The 16,779-nt window shown below is 53.2% G+C and carries 16 protein-coding genes; 7 read left to right on the top strand and 9 right to left on the bottom strand.

All coding sequences use genetic code 11. The features are described from left to right. Nucleotides 1–8 precede the first annotated feature (8 nt). On the bottom strand, nt 9–317 hold the full coding sequence (locus KIH39_RS23970) for a hypothetical protein (RefSeq protein ID WP_213496239.1): 309 nt from the start codon (nt 315–317) through the stop codon (nt 9–11). Between the two features lie 146 nt (nt 318–463). On the opposite strand from KIH39_RS23970, the gene KIH39_RS23965 reads away from it, so the two are divergent. Beyond that, entirely contained in the window at nt 464–832 is a 369-nt protein-coding gene (locus KIH39_RS23965) for a VOC family protein (RefSeq protein ID WP_213496237.1), read from the top strand. A 48-nt stretch (nt 833–880) separates the two neighbouring features. Here KIH39_RS23965 and KIH39_RS23960 read toward each other — a convergent pair whose 3' ends face one another. From KIH39_RS23960 to rdgB, 4 genes are all read right to left on the bottom strand, one after another. Beyond that, nucleotides 881–2,119, bottom strand: coding sequence for a HEAT repeat domain-containing protein (locus KIH39_RS23960; RefSeq protein ID WP_213496235.1), 1,239 nt, complete (start codon nt 2,117–2,119; stop codon nt 881–883). Nucleotides 2,120–2,538: 419 nt separating this feature from the next. Continuing rightward, entirely contained in the window at nt 2,539–3,867 is a 1,329-nt protein-coding gene (locus KIH39_RS23955) for a HEAT repeat domain-containing protein (RefSeq protein ID WP_213496233.1), read from the bottom strand. A gap of 61 nt (nt 3,868–3,928) precedes the next feature. Further along, on the bottom strand, nt 3,929–4,867 hold the full coding sequence (xerD, locus tag KIH39_RS23950) for a site-specific tyrosine recombinase XerD (RefSeq protein WP_213496231.1): 939 nt from the start codon (nt 4,865–4,867) through the stop codon (nt 3,929–3,931). 36 nt (nt 4,868–4,903) lie between these two features. Continuing rightward, nucleotides 4,904–5,515, bottom strand: a complete 612-nt coding sequence (gene rdgB, locus KIH39_RS23945; protein ID WP_213496229.1) for an RdgB/HAM1 family non-canonical purine NTP pyrophosphatase — start codon at nt 5,513–5,515, stop codon at nt 4,904–4,906. 164 nt (nt 5,516–5,679) lie between these two features. Between rdgB and KIH39_RS23940 the strand changes: the two genes are divergently transcribed. Continuing rightward, nucleotides 5,680–6,183 (top strand): hypothetical protein, encoded by a 504-nt coding sequence (locus KIH39_RS23940; RefSeq protein WP_213496227.1) that lies wholly within the window; start codon nt 5,680–5,682, stop codon nt 6,181–6,183. A gap of 47 nt (nt 6,184–6,230) precedes the next feature. Here the strand turns inward: KIH39_RS23940 and panD are convergent, their stop codons facing one another. The 4 genes from panD to KIH39_RS23920 form a co-directional block, all read right to left on the bottom strand. Beyond that, a complete protein-coding gene (gene panD, locus KIH39_RS23935) occupies nt 6,231–6,584 on the bottom strand; it encodes an aspartate 1-decarboxylase (protein ID WP_213496225.1) in 354 nt (117 codons plus the stop codon). A 112-nt stretch (nt 6,585–6,696) separates the two neighbouring features. Continuing rightward, nucleotides 6,697–7,785, bottom strand: coding sequence for a transaldolase (gene tal, locus KIH39_RS23930; RefSeq protein WP_213496220.1), 1,089 nt, complete (start codon nt 7,783–7,785; stop codon nt 6,697–6,699). Between the two features lie 66 nt (nt 7,786–7,851). Next, nucleotides 7,852–10,683, bottom strand: coding sequence for a patatin-like phospholipase family protein (locus KIH39_RS23925; RefSeq protein WP_213496218.1), 2,832 nt, complete (start codon nt 10,681–10,683; stop codon nt 7,852–7,854). Nucleotides 10,684–10,880: 197 nt separating this feature from the next. Then, nucleotides 10,881–11,867 (bottom strand): hypothetical protein, encoded by a 987-nt coding sequence (locus KIH39_RS23920; protein ID WP_213496216.1) that lies wholly within the window; start codon nt 11,865–11,867, stop codon nt 10,881–10,883. 225 nt (nt 11,868–12,092) lie between these two features. Here KIH39_RS23920 and KIH39_RS23915 point away from each other — a divergent pair, with 225 nt between their 5' ends. The 5 genes from KIH39_RS23915 (at nt 12,093) to KIH39_RS23895 (ending at nt 16,689) form a co-directional block, all read left to right on the top strand. Then, nucleotides 12,093–12,497, top strand: a complete 405-nt coding sequence (locus KIH39_RS23915) for a VOC family protein (RefSeq protein ID WP_213496214.1) — start codon at nt 12,093–12,095, stop codon at nt 12,495–12,497. A 22-nt stretch (nt 12,498–12,519) separates the two neighbouring features. Continuing rightward, the gene (locus KIH39_RS23910; RefSeq protein WP_213496211.1) at nt 12,520–13,278 is read left to right on the top strand and encodes an alpha/beta hydrolase; all 759 of its coding nucleotides are present in this window, start codon (nt 12,520–12,522) and stop codon (nt 13,276–13,278) included. Between the two features lie 67 nt (nt 13,279–13,345). Beyond that, entirely contained in the window at nt 13,346–14,737 is a 1,392-nt protein-coding gene (locus KIH39_RS23905; RefSeq protein WP_213496209.1) for a sulfatase family protein, read from the top strand. Nucleotides 14,738–14,749: 12 nt separating this feature from the next. Next, the gene (locus KIH39_RS23900; RefSeq protein WP_213496207.1) at nt 14,750–15,535 is read left to right on the top strand and encodes an anthrax toxin lethal factor-related metalloendopeptidase; all 786 of its coding nucleotides are present in this window, start codon (nt 14,750–14,752) and stop codon (nt 15,533–15,535) included. A 92-nt stretch (nt 15,536–15,627) separates the two neighbouring features. Continuing rightward, nucleotides 15,628–16,689 (top strand): hypothetical protein, encoded by a 1,062-nt coding sequence (locus KIH39_RS23895; protein WP_213496205.1) that lies wholly within the window; start codon nt 15,628–15,630, stop codon nt 16,687–16,689. Nucleotides 16,690–16,779: the final 90 nt, after the last annotated feature.

Raw genomic sequence — 16,779 nt, 5'->3', positions numbered from 1 at the left:
CTCGTTCTTCAATTTTTTCGGCTCGTTAATCGCAGCCAGGGCCGATTGACCCGATGTTGCGGCACGGCCGTCGGATTTGCCCGAGTCGTATGGATTAATTGTCGCGACTGCAAATGCGTCAGAGAACTTTGAACCGAACTGCGAGACAATCCGGTTGCTAAAGCAATTGCCTGGTGCGATTTTTTGACCGCCCAGTTCGGTTGCTGGGAAGCCAGCCGGTAGAGATAGAGGTAGACGATGAAGGAAGAACTGCGCCGGTCGTGCCCGACCAGATCGGGTAAAAGAGAATCCAGGATATAAGCTTCCAGCTGTACCATTGGCGACTATAGTACCCGACAATATAGTGACGAGCAACAGCAACTTCGAAAAATTGCCATTTCTCATCTGTTGATAGCCGTGTTCGCTGGCTATATTTGGAGAAAATTCGATTCGGCTTAACTCACGAGAAAATGGGAATCCGTCAATGATTCGAAAAATCAAGTTCGCTTCGATTCCGGTGCGCGATCAGGACCGGGCTCTGGCGTTTTACGTGGACAAGCTGGGCTTTACGCTGATTACCGATCAGCCGATGGGTCCTTCGCAGCGCTGGATCGAGGTGCGTCCGCCGCGCGGGGACACCGGTTTTGCGCTGTTCACTCCGCCGGGCCAGGAGGAACGCATTGGCAAGTTCACGGGGATATCGGTCGAGTGCGACGATGTGCAGAAGACTTACGAGGAGTTGCTGGCCGTCGGGGTGGAATTCCGGGAGCCGCCCAAGGCCGAGCCGTGGGGAACTTTTGTGGTGATGCGGGATTCCGAGGGGAATGAACTGGTGCTCTCGGGCGGCCGGTAGCATAGGTATTCTCAGGAGACTGGAACCTCGGAGCCAGTCCCCCGAGTTTTACTTCTTCTCGCCTTCTTTGGCTTTTTTGGCCACGAACTCGTCCCACTTCTTGAAGGCGGCTTTACGATGTTCGTCGGTTTCGAAACCAAAGTGAATTGGGTTGTAGTACTTCCCGATTCGCTGCTTAAAATAGGGATGATTTATTCCATCGAAACCAAATTGTTCTGGACTCTCTCCGCTTAGGGTTATGATTGTCCCAAGTGCCACATCTCGTACTTCTGCGCTTACTGGAAAGTAACCTGGCCCCCAAATATTGAAACTTTTTAGTACAGAATCGTCATCTCTTAATGTTTCCAGCAATTTTAGATGCTTGGGATTCTGAAATCTGCTCAGAAAACAGATAGCCTGCGCACGCTCAAATTTATGTCTTGGATCTTTTATAGAGACTACTTTCTCAACAAATTCCACAGCTTCATCTATTTCATTCCGTTCAATTGTATACATGGCAATTTCCAAATCATATATATACGAAGGTGCCGGAGTATCTCGAGGTGCTAAGAAAGGTTCGATTACCACGTCCAGCCAAAGCAAAAATACTTTTTTCAAGATTGAGCCATTTTGTTGATCATCGAAGAAGAACTGAACTTCACGTTCAGCAAGAAGACGGGCCACTGGACTGAATGTATCCGCACATTTTAAATTTATAATTTTCTTAAAATTGGGTTCTGAACTTACCAATAGGAAGGCAACTGTATCAAATAAGTTAGGCTTACGCTGGTGGGGAACTTCGACCCCATTCACATAGTGAGGGCCAAGTTGGTCACAAATCTCCATCGCTCTCCGTGCATCAGTTTCGACGTACTGAAATAACTCCATGTTGTTCGAGACCATCTCCGCAAAAAAATCACGTGATTTTTTGTCGGAGCCAACGGCCCGCGAGAATCTCTTCCAACAAGGTAGGCCGATATTCTTCTCGCCGGTCTTATCTTTCCGAAATTGAATCAACTTCGTCTTTAAATCTGCCTCCAGGACTAGAGGTAACAGCTGTCTACTTCTTTCTCGAATCTCTGCATCCTGGTCATTAACAGCTGCTTGTAAGGCGGGCAGACTCTCGGTTCCCATCGCCACCAACTCTTGCGCCGCGGCATCTCGCTTGCGAAATACCGGATCGCCCAACTGGCGTACCAGTTCCCGCGCCTTCTTATCCCGCTCGCCGTTGGGTTTGGGTTCATCGCACTCCAAGCTGGCGAAAGGCACCATCGTGAAGCAAACGACTAATAAACTTGCACGCAGCATGGACGAAACCTCTTGGGGATCTACTGCCTAGAGTTAGTAACAAAAAACATAAGATTTGTCAAACCAAGCTGATAGGGCCATCACCGAAAGATCAATCGCTTCCTGCTTGGGCTTCTTCAAAAATCTCAGAAGTGACTCGACCCACCTTGGCACGCAGAGCACCAAAAAACGAACTTCCCCCCCAATATCCCTCAGTGCTCTCGGTGTACTCGGTGGTAAAAACTCTTCTTCCCTAACCGCTACTCAGGGGACAGTCCTCTGAGTTTTCTCCATGTGTTCTCTGCAGTTTCCACAGATACCCCCCCGAAAATACAACAGGCAGAATCCTGAAATGGGCTCACCTATGCCCTTCCCAAAATTCGGCCTGCTCGCTTTACTCATCCGGGGACAGGCATCTTTCGCCAGTCCCCTACTCAAGCTTACTTCTTCTGCTCGCTCTTCTTCTCGCCCTCTTTGGCTTTCTTGGCCACGAACTCGTCCCACTTCTTAAACGTCGATTTACGATTCGTGTCATCTTCGAAGCCGAACGCATAAGGATAAAAAACATTATTCCCCATGTTGCCGTACCGACCTTCTTTCATGCCGTCGAAATCGAAGCTGGCCGGCTTCTCACCCTTCAGATGAATGGTAATGCCCAGGGCCACATCGCGAACCTGAACCGTAATCGGTTTGTTATTCACACCGCCGAAATTGATCGTGGTGATTACCGTTTCATCCTTCAGCAAGGGCTCCAGCAATTTAATATGCTTGGGTTCGCTGAACTTCGCCAGAGTACAGATCGCCTGACCACGCCAGTAGCCTTGCAATTCCTTCAGCCCCACCACTTTCTCCACGAAGCCGACGGCTTCCTTCAAATCATTATTCTGAATCGCTTGCATGGCATAAGTCAAATTGTTGGACATCATTCGATTGGGAGATTTGCTCGGCGTCAGGTAGGGTTCGATCTGGGCATCCAGCCAGCCCATGAAGACCTTCTTGAAAATCGCCCCGTCTTTTTCATCGTTCAGGAAAGTACGAATGTACGGCTGATAGAGCAGATAACCCACATTAGAGTAATAGTTGTTGCCTCCACCATTGTTCACGGCGTCTTCGACCTTAGGCTCCGAATTCACTAATAGAAGTGCGGCAAATTCATGCAGTTTAGGTTGAGGGGGTTGCTGATACTGGCGCTGTACGATGCCATTGATGTTCACGAAAACCATGTTGGCCTGCTGATTCCCGAAATCGGAACAGCGCGACATGTACATCTGCGCGGCCTTCTTGGGATCGCTTTCCACATGCTGAAGCAGACCCACGTTGCTCGTAATCATATCCGTAAAGAACTTGCGAGCCTTCTCGTCGGTACCGGCCATCTGCGAGAACTTCTTCCAGCCCGGGAGCGAGATGTTCTTCTGGCCGAGCTTATCTTCGCCGAACTGAATGATCTTCCAGCGCATGTCGGCCTCGTAGGCCAATGGCAGAAGCTGCTGGCAGCGTTCGCGAATTTCCGCATCGGGATCGTGAAGCGAAGCCTCTAAAGCGGGCAGGCTATTACTGCCCATGGCGAGCAGTTCCTTGGCCGCGGCTTCGCGCTTGCGAAAGGCCGGATCGCCTAACTTGCGAACCAGCTCGCGCGCTTTTTTATCGAGTTCTTCGCTCGGCTTGGCATCGGCCGCCCCTAACCCCGCATTGCTTAGAGCCAGTAGACAAAGGCCCAGTACGCCCGTACGCACCATGACCGAACCCTCTATTTGGACAAATTTTAACATTCAGGTACTTGTCAGTATATTGGCTGCAATAGCGATAGGGAAGAAAATTCAGTCAAATGATTTATTTGCCGGCGTCCTTCCCGGGACGCGCTGCCCGGCGATGAAACTGCTGGTGGATCTTCCGGAGCCGTTCATGATCGACGTGAGTGTACAACTGCGTGGTATTGATGCTGGCGTGACCGAGCAGTTCCTGCACCGTGCGCAGGTCCGCCCCTCCCGATAACAGGTGCGTGGCGAAACTATGGCGAAGCGTGTGCGGGCTGGTATCCGGATGCAGGCCCGCCCGAACCACATACTTTTTGACGATCACCCACAACATCTCACGGGAAAGCTTCTTGCCGCCGCGGCTAATGAATACCGGATCGTTCTGATTGCTAGGCCCGAGATTTGGTCGGTCGGTCGCCAGATAGCACTTCAGAGCCTGAATCGCCGAACGACCCAGCGGCACAATACGCTCCTTACTTCCCTTCCCCTGGCACTTGCAAAACGCGGAATCGAGATGCACATCGTTCAGTTTCAGATTCACCACTTCACTGGCCCGGCAGCCCGTAGCGTACAGAATTTCGAGTAAAGCCCGATCGCGCAGAAAAAAACGGTCCCCGGCGACCGGCGCGAGGATCAATTGTTCCACCTGCCGGGGAGACAGCACCTGGGGAATCCTCTCCCATAAGGTGGGGGAGTGTAACAGTTCCACCGTGCTGGCATCGGCGCGTTCTTCCAGTTTCAGGAACCGGTAAAACATTTTCAGTGCGATCAGATTCCGGGCAATCGACGGCGGCGCCAGCTTTTCCTCATTCAGGAACTGCAGATAGGAGGCGAGTTCGGTCAGGGTCGGCTTCTCGAACTTCCGTACTCCCTGGGCGGCCCAGAGGGCGAAGCGGTCCAGATCCCGGCCGTAGGCTTCAATGGTGTTATCCGACATGCCTCGTTCCGCCTTCATATAGTGGCGGAAGGCGGTGACTTCGGAAGCGATTTCCTGATAGGTAGCGCTGGCTGCCATTCTCCACAACCTGACTGGGGAGAATTTCGCAGTCCGCTAATTCCCCGATTGCTGACTCAGCCGTCTCAACACCGGCCGGAGCTGGGAGACGGCCTTGGCCCGATGACTCAACGCCTGTTTCACGCGGAGACTCAATTCTCCGAAGGTCTGGTGATATTCCGGAACCAAAAAGAGCGGATCGTAACCGAAGCCGCCGCCGCCCCGATAATCGGAGACGATTCGACCGTGGCATCGCCCTTCGGTCACCACCAGAACGTTACCTTCAGGATCGGCTAGAGCGGCCGTACAAACGTAGTAGGCTTCCCGCTTTTCGGGCGGGATATCCTTCAGCTCCGCCAGTAGTCTGGTATTATTGGCGGCATCGTTACCGTGGGTACCACCGTAGCGAGCCGAGTAGACCCCCGGCGCCCCTTTTAGAGCCGGCACAACCAGTCCGCTGTCCTCGGCCAGGACATATTCCCGGACCGAGCGGGCAAAGCCGGTGGCTTTCAGCCGGGCATTTTCCTCAAAAGTTGTACCGGTCTCCTCGACGTCCGGAACGTCCGGCCAAGGCGATAAATCCAAGACCTCGAAAGGCAAATCCGCCAGCAAGTCCTTAAGTTCCGTGAGTTTTTTCTTGTTTTTCGTCCCGAGAACCAGCTTTGTCATGTTTTACCCTCAAATCTTCTCACGTTCGCCCATTTATCCGATATAATCCAAACTTTTTATTTTGTGCAGCTTGCAATTTAGCCACAAATTATCTAAATTACCGCTTCTAAAAAGATTACCATGGCGGTGATCATTTAATTCTAAAACCTTTTGAGGACCTCAAGATGTACAGCATGATTCTGATGATGACGATGGGTTCCACTCCTGCCGCAGTCGACTGCCACCCCAGCACCGGATGTGCTACTCCAGTCGTTGCGAGCTACGCACCGGCTTGTGCACCCGCTCCCAAGAAGTGCGGCCTGTTCGGTGGTGGCGGCGGTCTGTTCGCCGGCTTGGGACACAAGAAGAGCCATTGCGAAGCTCCTTGCGCTCCGGCTTGTGCACCCGCTCCCTGCGCACCGGCACCGGTGGTGATGATGGCTGCTCCCTGTGCACCCGCTCCCGTTTGCGATCCCTGCGCCAAGCCCGCTAAGAAGTGCGGCCTGTTCGGCGGTGGTCTGTTCTCCGGCGGTCTCTGCAAGAAGAAGAGCAGCTGCGAAGTTTACGCTCCGGCTCCTTGCGGCGCACCCGTCTACGGTGTAGCTTCCAGCCCCTGCGCTGGTGCGATGACGACCGTTCCTCCCACGGTTATTGCTCCCGCTCCGGCTCCCGTTGCAATGCCTAAGTAATTAGCTTAATAAGAGTTCGGGTGGTTTGATGCGTCGGACCACCCGATTTATTTCGTTTTGATCTGATTCTTTTCGTTCACGAATACGATGGTAGGCAGGTGTTTGCGGGCCTTCGCTTCGGAGAGCGTTGTATAGGTCGCGATAATCACCAGATCCCCGGGTTTGATCAGGTGCGCTCCTGCTCCGTTCACGCAACAAACGCCCGAGCCAGCCGCCCCTTCCATGGCGTAAGTCACCAGTCGCGCTCCGTTCGTCACATCCCAGACGTGAATTTTTTCAAACGGCAGAATATCCGCCGCTTTCAGGAGGGTGGAATCGATCGTCAGGCTGCCTTCGTATTCCAGATTGGCTTCCGTCACGGTCGCCCGGTGAATTTTGGACTTCATCATCGTGCGCCGCATGCAAACCCTTTGAAAATGGTGGGGTAAAAAGCTATGGGATTAGTTTAGGGGAATGGAATTACCTCACCACCCCATATAGAAATCCCATTTAGCCCTATGATGCAAAATCGAGCTATCCCCGGGCTTTCTGCACCGCGGCCAGCAGTTTCACGAACGCATCGGCGAACAGTTTCACCCCATCGACCAGAAGATCATCGGTGATTTTCTTTAGGGAAATTCCCGCCGTCTCCAGCTCTTGTAGGGTCTTATAAGCGGCGTCCACATCCTTTTCGAGTGTCAGGGCTACGACGCCATGATCGCGGAAGGCATCGAAAGTGGCTGGGGGAATCGTATTCACCGTATCGGGGCCGATCAACTCTTCCACATAAAGAGTGTCTTTCAGTTTCGGGCTCTTGGTTCCCGTGCTGGCCCAGAGAACTCGTTGGGTTTGGGCACCGGCCGCCGCCAGCTTGCTCCAGCGCGGGCCCGCGAAAATCTTCTTGTAGCTCTGGTAAGCTACTTTCGCATTGGCGATAGCCACTTTGCCAAAGAACTTGGCCGCTTCGGGGTTCTTGGCCGTCAGGGCATCGACCGAGGAATCGATGCGGCTCACAAAGAAACTGGCGACGCTGGCCATTTTCTTCAGATCGCCGCCCGCTTGATGATGCGCTTCCAATCCTTCGATGTAAGCGAGGGCTACCCTCTCGTAGTAGGCCACATCGAACAACAACGTGACGTTGATGTTGATGCCTTCGGAAATCAGTTGCTTGAAAGCCGGGATGCCTTCATTGGTGGCCGGGACTTTGATCATCAGGTTCGGTCGACCGACCATCTTCCAAAGACGGCGGGCTTCCGCCAGCGTCCCGGCGGTATCGTTGGCCAGAGTCGGCGCCACTTCCAGACTCACATAACCATCGCGACAGGCCGTCTTGTCATAGACCGGCTTGAGCAGATCGCAGGCGCCCTGGATATCTTCGACCGCAAGGATTTCGAAAGCCCCTTTGGTGTCGAGATCCTTGCGATTCGCCAGACCAGCCAGGGCTTCGACGTAATCGGTGCTGCCGCTGAAAGCTTTTTCGAAGATGGCCGGATTGGAGGTGACCCCACCCAGTCCATCTTCCTTGATGATGTTGGCGAGTTCGCCGTTGCGAACTGAGCTGCGTTTGATGTAATCCAACCAGACCGATTGTCCGAGTTTGCTAAGTTCTTTGAGACGATTCATGCTGTTTCTCCGATGAGGATAATAATTTTATTTTCACCACTCCGCGGATAGATACAACCCTTTATTTCACTTCGGCTCTTTTCCCCACCAGTCGATCAGCTTGCGGATGCGTTCGAGATTGTCCGGATTGCGTGCTTCCGCCTTGATTTCCGCAATCTCATCGGCGGATAAATACCAGGACAGTACCCCTCCGGAGCGCGGCTCGAAATTCACGACCGTGAACTCCGACTGAATCGAGGCGGGCACTTCCATGATCGGCCCGGGAGCATTTTTCATCAGTTCCCGGTGCGATTCCTTGGTTTCGCGTCGGGCGCTGTAAATGGCCGACATCAGTTCCAACTGCCCATCATTGCGGAAGGAGGCCGAGGAAACCCGCGCCCCGTCCATGGCCTCGGGAACGGACATCAACTCTTCGATCGAGCGCGACAGTGGAGACGAGCCGGTCAGTTCCAGCCGTTTCAGAGTTCGAGATTCCTCCGACGGCCAGGCGCGAATTTGAATGATGACGATCTTGGAAACGTTGTTATCCAGCCAGGCTTTATTTTTGTTGCTGAACAGCCAGGCGGACGCAATCGAAACGCCATAATTGTCGTAATAGCCCGCATCGACCACTCTCCGGCGCGGCCGCGTCGGTAGAGAAACCGCCGGGGTGAAAAACGGAAACGTCGCACTCATTCGCACGGCACTGGCCAGCGTGAAATCGCGCTTGGCCGAGGGAAACATCCGGAACAGTTCCATCGCTTCCTTCGAATAATTCTCAAAACCGTTGGGCGGACGATTGGGATCCGAAAGATTGTCCGGTTGAATCAGACTGCCATCGTTACTGGCCACATAGCGAAGGTCGAGATTCGAGATCAGAAGCCGGCGGCCGTCCTCAATCATCATGGGAGAAAATATCAGCGAGGGTCGCCAGCCTTCAATTTCGCCCTGTCGCAGCTCGCCGAAAGTCTTGTTCAGCGATTTCAGGCCGTTGTCGATCCAGCTTCGTTCCAGGGCTTTGCCGCGATCATAGTGCTGCGGCCAGGGGGAAAACAGAGCGGGCAGATCACCGAAGACCATCTGGTTGACCAGCGGCGTTAAACAGTCGGCCGTCAGTTGCTGATACTGGTTGATTAATTCTTCATCCCGCTCACGCCACTCGGCGCGCTGATTCGGCGGCGGCAACGACGAAACGTAAGCGGCGGCTCCCAGCATGCCGCCCGAAGCGCCGCTAATAATGCGGACATGGGCCGGGAAATCGATCCCCTGGGCCGCGAATTCGACTTCCAACTGATGCAGCATGGCAAAGGTCCAGGCCGCCGCGCGCAAGCCGCCGCCCGACATGCAGATCAAGACCAGAGGTCGCTTCTTCCCGCTGTTGGGAGGATTGAACTGAACATCCTGCACGGCCAATAACCGGCGAAAACGGGTTTCCTCATCGCTATCCTGAAAATCGGCCAGTCCCAACATCGGGTGGTTCGGCCGCATGTCGCGAAGCGGTACAATGAGCTGCTGATTATCGAGATCGCGAATGAGTCTCGCCCGATCGGGGTGATGGCTGCGTATCAACTGATCGACGATCTGCTGATTCTTGTGATCGGCCTCCAGACTCTCGGCAATATCGAGCATGCGACCCGATTTATAGAAGTAGCCAAGCGATTCGCTCTGGTCGAACCGCTGTTTGTATGCCGGCACGCCCCCGAGAGCGAGCAGCATGCCCAATACGGCCATGGCAATAGGGATCGTGCGACGAGAGACGAAGCGAAGCAAGCCGTAACCGGAGACCACGATGTACATGAAGTAACAGAAGGTCGGCACGGGTGAAGTCCAGGCCGGTGTGAGCGAAAAGGCCACGAAGATAATGCCGAACAGCGGTACCACCAAAGCGGCGGCTATGTAGTAGGAGAGGTAGTTTCGATCCGATTCCTCATCCTCGAATACCTTGCCATCGGTGACCTCGCGCAGGATCCGTTTCTCGATCCGGCTGACGTGCTCCTGAAACGCGATTGGAAAAGCTCCATAGAGCGCCGCCGTCAACAGGGTCAGCAAAAGGAAACTGCCCGGCACGGCCATCCGATAGCTGAAATGGGACGACAGCCACGTGAGTCCGACGAAAGCCAGGGTGCCGAAAAAGAGCAGGATTTTGGAGAAATCCCGAGTTTCCCCGAGTTCCTGGCGGGTTCCGGGAAAGGCTAACAGCACCATGATCAAGCCGGCGAGAATCCAGCCGAGATAGGCGTATTGTCCTTGCATCAGGGTCAGGCAGGTCGTGCCTGCCGCGGCAAGTAACAAGCCCCCGCAGCAGACACTCCCCACTGGACTGCGCAGAACTTTCAATAGGTAGCCGAGCATATTCAAAAAAGCATCGGCCAGGAACTTGCCGAAGAACGGCGCCAGCGAGATGGTGAGCGCCTGAAGACAGTAACCGACTCCAAGGCCGAACATCAGCGGCAGGCGGTTAATATCGGGGTCGGGCGAGGAGATGGCATCGATCTGGAAGGGCGGCACACCGGTGATCAGAATCGCCAGCTGGTTTAACAGAAATAGGCCGACGCCAATGATCGCCAGACCGAACAGGATGTTAAAGGAGTAGAGGTAAAAGTTGGGCAGCGTGTGGAAGGAAGTCGTCTGGCGATGCTTGAGTCGCAGCAGAAAACCGATGAGCAGGCATTCCGTGGCCAGTACACCGAGGAAGAAGCCGACGATGAGTTCTTTGACCGGATCGGCATGAAAGATCAGATAGCGGGTACCAACCCCTTCCCCCAGCGAGCCCGAAACCAGACCCAGTACAATCAGAAGAATTACGGGCAGCAGGGGGTACGAGAGGAAATAAAGCAGATCCCCCTGGAAATTGGAATTCAGTCGATGCCACCAAGTCGTCTGAGGCAGCGCGCGAAGTTCTGTGGAGCTTTCAAACATTGGGAATCCTTCCCGTTCGAACATTATCGCTCCGAAGTATAACCGGAACTCGAAATTTAGGCGAGGGGAACTGGGTGAAGTGGGCTATTGACTTCGAAGTTGCAAAATTGGTTGGAAATTAAGCAGTTTTGGCCCTATCGGAAACCGCGAAGGCGCCGAAACTTACCAAGTTTTTTTAGGCAAGATCCTGGGCCGATTTATTGCCTGGATCGGACGAACGGCACCAGCACCCATTCGAACTTATCCTCGCCCCGGCTTCCCGTAATTATCAATCGATCATTTTCCAAACGATAGGTACAGGTGACATCAACCGGCCAGCGATAGTCGGCCAGCTGATCCGCATAGAGTTGACGGAGTTGAGCATCGGAAGGCTGTTCCCAGCGGGTAGGGGTGCGCGTGGGATCATATTTCAAATGCAAGGAATTCGTCGACGGCTCCACACTATATCGACCTGAAAGGTACCCTTCGGGAATACGCGCACCGAAGCGACCGAAAGCTTCAAAGCTGATCTTCCACCAACCCGATCCCAACGACGCATCCTTGGAATCCTTTCCATTCACGGTGGCCGAGGTCAACTTCCAATCCCCCGTCAGAGGAGTGCGCGGGGCATTGTTGCTCTGAGCATAACAGATCAAGGCATAGATCATCACGGCACACAACGGCACCAGGAAGACCTTGAACTTTTTGATCGTTGGATTTCCCAGTATCGCGGGTTGAGCGGGTTCGGATGGAATTTCTTCCCAGAAGATTCGCTTCCAAAGAGACCAATCCCCTGCCAGGAGAAACAGATCCATCAATAAAAGGATAATGGAAAATATCTTCGTATCGGTGCCGATGTTAAACGCAAAATTGATAACCACGATATTGCTGATAATCGGAAGTAAGATGAGCGCCCCCAGACGTGCGGTTCGCGCGTAACCTAATAGGACGGCCGCCGTAGCCTGCCCTCCGAGAACGAAACTACTCATCAACGTGGAGTAGCCAAAATAGATCCAGGTCAATTCGATCCCGCTCAACTCCCCCGCCGGAATATCCAGAGTCGTTCCAGTCGTGACAAACTGAGCGCCGACAAACTTGGCGGCGGCATAAGCGAATAGAAAAACCATCAAGAACAGACGGCAGAAGAGCCGGGCCCAAAAATAGAATTTCGCTTGCATCGCTATTACCGGCGGAGAGGTGGACATGGCAGACCTTTCAACTAAAAAAGTAGGCGTCTCCCCCCTTCTATAAAGCGAATCCATCCATTTGTGACATTACAGTTTCAACAAAAAGTCCGATTCTGCCTTCCCAGGTAAATGATAAATGACTTACCCCGGAAACCGCGCTTGCAATTCAGAAAGCGATTCGGCATTATTACCCGAATAATGTTCATGTGAACACTATTTTACACTCTTTCCTTGGGGGATATCATGATTCTGGCTACCGAGTTGGTTCCGCATCTGGTCGTCAAAGGGGGCAAAGCCGCCGTCGAATTTTACGGCAAAGCCTTTGGAGCGACCGCGGCGTCCGTCGTTCCTGTACCCGGCTCGGAAAAGCTGATGCATGCCGATTTGCGAATCGGCAATCTCAAGTTCTATCTCTGCGACGATTTCCCCGAACAGTGCGGCGGTGTCTCCCGCGCACCCAACGGCCCAACCTCCTTTAACATGCATCTGGATGTCCCCAATGTCGATGAAGCGATTGCTCAAGCGGCGGAGGCCGGGGCCACCGTGACCATGCCCGCTACCGATATGTTCTGGGGCGATCGCTACGGCCAGATCGTCGATCCGTTCGGTCACACCTGGTCTTTCCGACATCCTTTGAAACAGGCCTGATCGACCCTGCTACAATGAGGAAATGAAACGCAGTCGGGAAAGCTATTCCGTTTCTCTTGCCTCGGGTGAAACCCTCCGGGGCGACATTTCCTACAACGGTTCTCCCTCCGGGATGGCCATCGTCTACGTACATGGCCTGGGAAGCTTCCGAGGCGGCGAAAAAAGTCAGGCTCTCGAAGACGCCTGTGCGGAGCGCGGCCTCTGCTTCTCCGCATTCGATTTCCGGGGTCACGGCCAGTCGGATGGTTCACTCAGCGATCTGACCGGCAGCCGGCTACTGGAAGACTTGGCTGCCATCCGGCACTATCTCATGGGACGGGGTATCCGAAGGCTGGGTCTGGTCGGCAGCAGCATGGGAGGTTGGGCCTCCGCCTGGTTCGGTCTGCAAGCCGGCGAAGTGACCCGCTGCGTGCTGCTAGCTCCCGCCTTCCGCTTCCTTCAACGCCGCTGGGAATCGTTGACTCCCGAACAACAGGAAGACTGGAAAAATCAGGGTTCGCACCTTTTCACCGGACAATGGGTGGACGCGGAACTGAAGTATGCTTTTGCCGAAGAACGTTACGCGTTCTCGCCTACCGCCCTGGCCTTCCGCTGGCAGAAACCGATGCTGATCCTGCACGGCTTGGCTGATGACGTTGTTCCCGTCAGCGATTCCTGGGATTTCCTGAACAGCTGCCCCTACCCTCACCTGCAGCTGCGCGTTTTCAAAAACGGCGATCATCGCTTAACGCAGTTTAAGGCAGAGATTGGCCAGGAAGCCTGCCGGTTCCTTTCCGAATAATTTGCTCGTCTCCCGGCTTCGAATAAGTTAGCTTTCAGCCCATCGGATACCGCCTGAGGCCAGCACAATGAAATTTCTCTCCGTACTCCTCACTCTCTGTTTTTTCTCGAGTCTCGGTTACGCGGCCGAGCGCCCGCCCAATGTCGTTTTCATTTTCGTCGATGACATGGGCTATGGTGACATCGGCCCTTATGGCAACAAAGTCATTCCGACACCGAACCTAGATCGAATGGCTAAAGAAGGTCGCAAGTTCACCGACTTCTATGTCTCTCAGGCAGTTTGTAGCGCTTCCCGGGCCGCGCTCCTGACGGGTTGCTATTCCAACCGCGTCGGCATCCTCGGCGCTCTCGGTCCCAACAACCGCATCGGCTTGCACGAACGCGAGACGACGATTGCTTCGATGCTGAAATCTCGCGGCTACGCAACCGCCATCTTCGGTAAATGGCACCTGGGCTGTGAAGAGCCCTTTCTACCAACGCATCGCGGCTTCGATGAATATCTGGGGCTGCCCTATTCCAACGATATGTGGCCCAATCATCCCACCGGCAAATATCCGCCGCTGCCACTGATCGAGGGCACCAAAACGATTCAGCTGATGCCCGATCAAACCAAATTGACGACTCTGTACACCGAGCGGGCCATCAAGTTCATCGAGAAAAACAAGGAGAAGCCGTTCTTCCTTTACCTGCCGCACAGCATGCCGCATGTGCCGCTGCACGTCTCGGAGAAATTCAAAGGGAAATCGAAAGCTGGCCTCTACGGCGATGTGGTGATGGAACTCGATTGGTCAGTGGGCGAGATCATGAACGCACTGAAGAGGGACAATCTGGAAGAGAACACGATTTTGATCTTCTCCTCCGACAACGGCCCCTGGCTCACCTACGGCAACCACGGCGGTAGCTCGGGAGGACTGCGTGAAGGCAAAGGAACCAGTTTCGAAGGAGGCATTCGCGAACCGTTTTTGATCCGCTGGCCGGGCAAGATCCCCGCGAATAGCATCTGTCGGGAACCGGCCATGACCATCGACATTCTGCCGACACTCGCTAAGTGGTGCGGGGCCGAGCTTCCCAAGCTGAAAATTGATGGCAAGGATATTTCCGCTCTCTGCACTTCCGATGCGAAATCCCCGCAGGAAGCCTACTACTTCTACTGGGGGCAGGAACTCCAGGCGATTCGCAGTGGCGACTGGAAGCTGCATTTCGAACATACCTATCGGACGGTAGAAGGCGAGGTCCCCGCCGAGGGCAAACCGGCCAAGCAAGGCTCCGCCAAGTTGCTCAAATCGCTTTATAATTTGAAGCAGGATCCCGCCGAGTCGAAAGATCTTCTGAAGGAGCATCCCGAAATTGTCGAACGGCTGGAAAAACTCGCCCAGACGATGCGTGAAGATCTCGGCGACACCCTCACCAAGACGACCGGCACCGGTATCCGCCCCGCCCGAACCCTCCCCAAACAGTAAGGATGATGTCTAATGTTTTTGGCGCTATCTCTCGTTAGCTGGAGTTTCGCGTATCTGGAAGATTCCCCATCAAAAATAGGTCCGCCCCCGGCCGAAGTCGTCAAGGAGTGGAAGCTCTCGCCCTTCTATAAGAAATACCTCGATAGCCACGGCCTGCCGATTCTCAGTTCGGAACATGTCTCGGACGCCGGGCTTCGAGAGGCTGAGTATATCGTGAATCAGATGCTGAAAGATCGGCCGGATATCCGCAAGGCCATCGTCAAAAATAAGATTCGACTGGCCGTGATGTCCCCCCAGGAGCAGACCACCGATATCCCGGAGCATAGCGACTTAACGCCCAAGGATTACTGGGATAAAAGAGCACGCGGACTGGGGGCCACGCTGCACCGCCCGGCCGTCAGTTGCGGGGAAGAAAATCTGCTGAACCTCAAGGGCGACCGCTACAACGGCGAAAATATCCTCGTGCACGAATTCGCTCATGTGATTCATGAGATGGGCTTGAACTATATCGATCCCAAATTCGACGATAAATTGAAGGGAATTTACAAATCGGCCTTGGAGGAGGGCTTGTGGAAGAAAACCTATGCTGCGACGAATCACAAGGAATACTGGGCAGAAACGGTGCAGTCCTATTTCGATTGCAACGCTTCGAATAACCACGATCACAACGATATCAATACTCGCGACAAGCTGGCCAAGTACGATCCAAGAATCTTTCAACTGATCGATGAAGTGTTCAAAAAATCGAGCTGGAAGTATGTGAGATATGATCAGAGGAAGAAGGCTCCCAAATTCTAGAGTAGCTGCCCTCATTCCCTAAAACATCATCAAAGTCCAATCGCCGTTGGTATCGGACAGAAAATATTCAGCCCGGAACTTAATCGTTCAGCATGCACGAAGACCTACAGACTATCGAATTGCGCCCCGCTGCCGAATGGCGGAGGGTAGTTTATTATGCGGATTTTGGTGCTGGGATAACGATCGGCATCATTGCCTGGTTGAACCTCGTTGGTGTGGGACAAAAATGGAAGGATTTTGTTGGATTGATCTTCTTTGTACTTCCCATCATTTGCTTGAATATTCTCGTCCAAACATCTCGGATTCAAATTGAAATTGGCGGCATTCGTCGTCGCCGTTGGCTGCAGTGGGATTTTTGGCCCTGGGACTTATTCGCTAGTGGAACTTTAAAGCGTCCAAGTAATTCGGATTTTCTCGACCCATCTCGACCATTGGGATTTCGAAGATTAAACCTGGAATTCCTAGCCGAGGAAGAACGAATCCCTCTGATTAAACGAATCGATTCTTTATGGCAGATAAGTGAAGTGCCGAAGGCGGAATTTATTGAGATTTACGAAGCGAATGCACTTCGAACCCGATTTGATGAGCAAGGAATACTGCATCGCCGATGGATACAAAAACCTCTCCTGATCCCCTGGAGCGAGATAACTCAGATAGAATGTCAACGTTTCGATCATTCGAGACGAGATTTTGTCAGAATTCGAATCGCGTTCAAATCTCGTCTGAATCCACTGGCTTTTCGGTACGATTCCTGCTCAAATCCTGAACAATTCGTGCAACTACTTAAATCTTATGTCCCTGTAGCGAAATGGTTCATTATTGGAATTGAAGAACAGAAGAGCCTTGCGGAAGTCGATTATCTCTTGAACAAAATCAAAAAGGATGAGAAAGACTGCCGCTCTAATCGGCATATCGCATGGTCCTTTCTGGGAATTCCAATCCTGATCAGGTGGGAGCAAAACCCTATACGCTGGAATATTGATCGTTGGCTTCTTATTTTCGGATTCTCAGTCATCATAACTGGGTGTTTTGTACAAGCCTTCTTTTGGGCTTTACGATTAGCCGGAAATTTTAAAAATCGTATCGCCAAGCTCGAAAGCCGCCGGGCCGAATTGTTGGCAGAAAATTCGACCGCTCTCGGCGAAAGCCTCTGACCCATGCTACAGGTGCGTTTCTCACTCAATCTTTTTCTGTTCAATTTGACGAATCTTGATTGGTGTCTGGCTAACTGAGTATAGACACTC

Source organism: Telmatocola sphagniphila, assembly GCF_018398935.1.
In the GTDB taxonomy this organism is placed as follows: Bacteria; Planctomycetota; Planctomycetia; order Gemmatales; family Gemmataceae; genus Telmatocola; species Telmatocola sphagniphila.
This window is presented reverse-complemented; position numbering and strand designations above follow the sequence as displayed.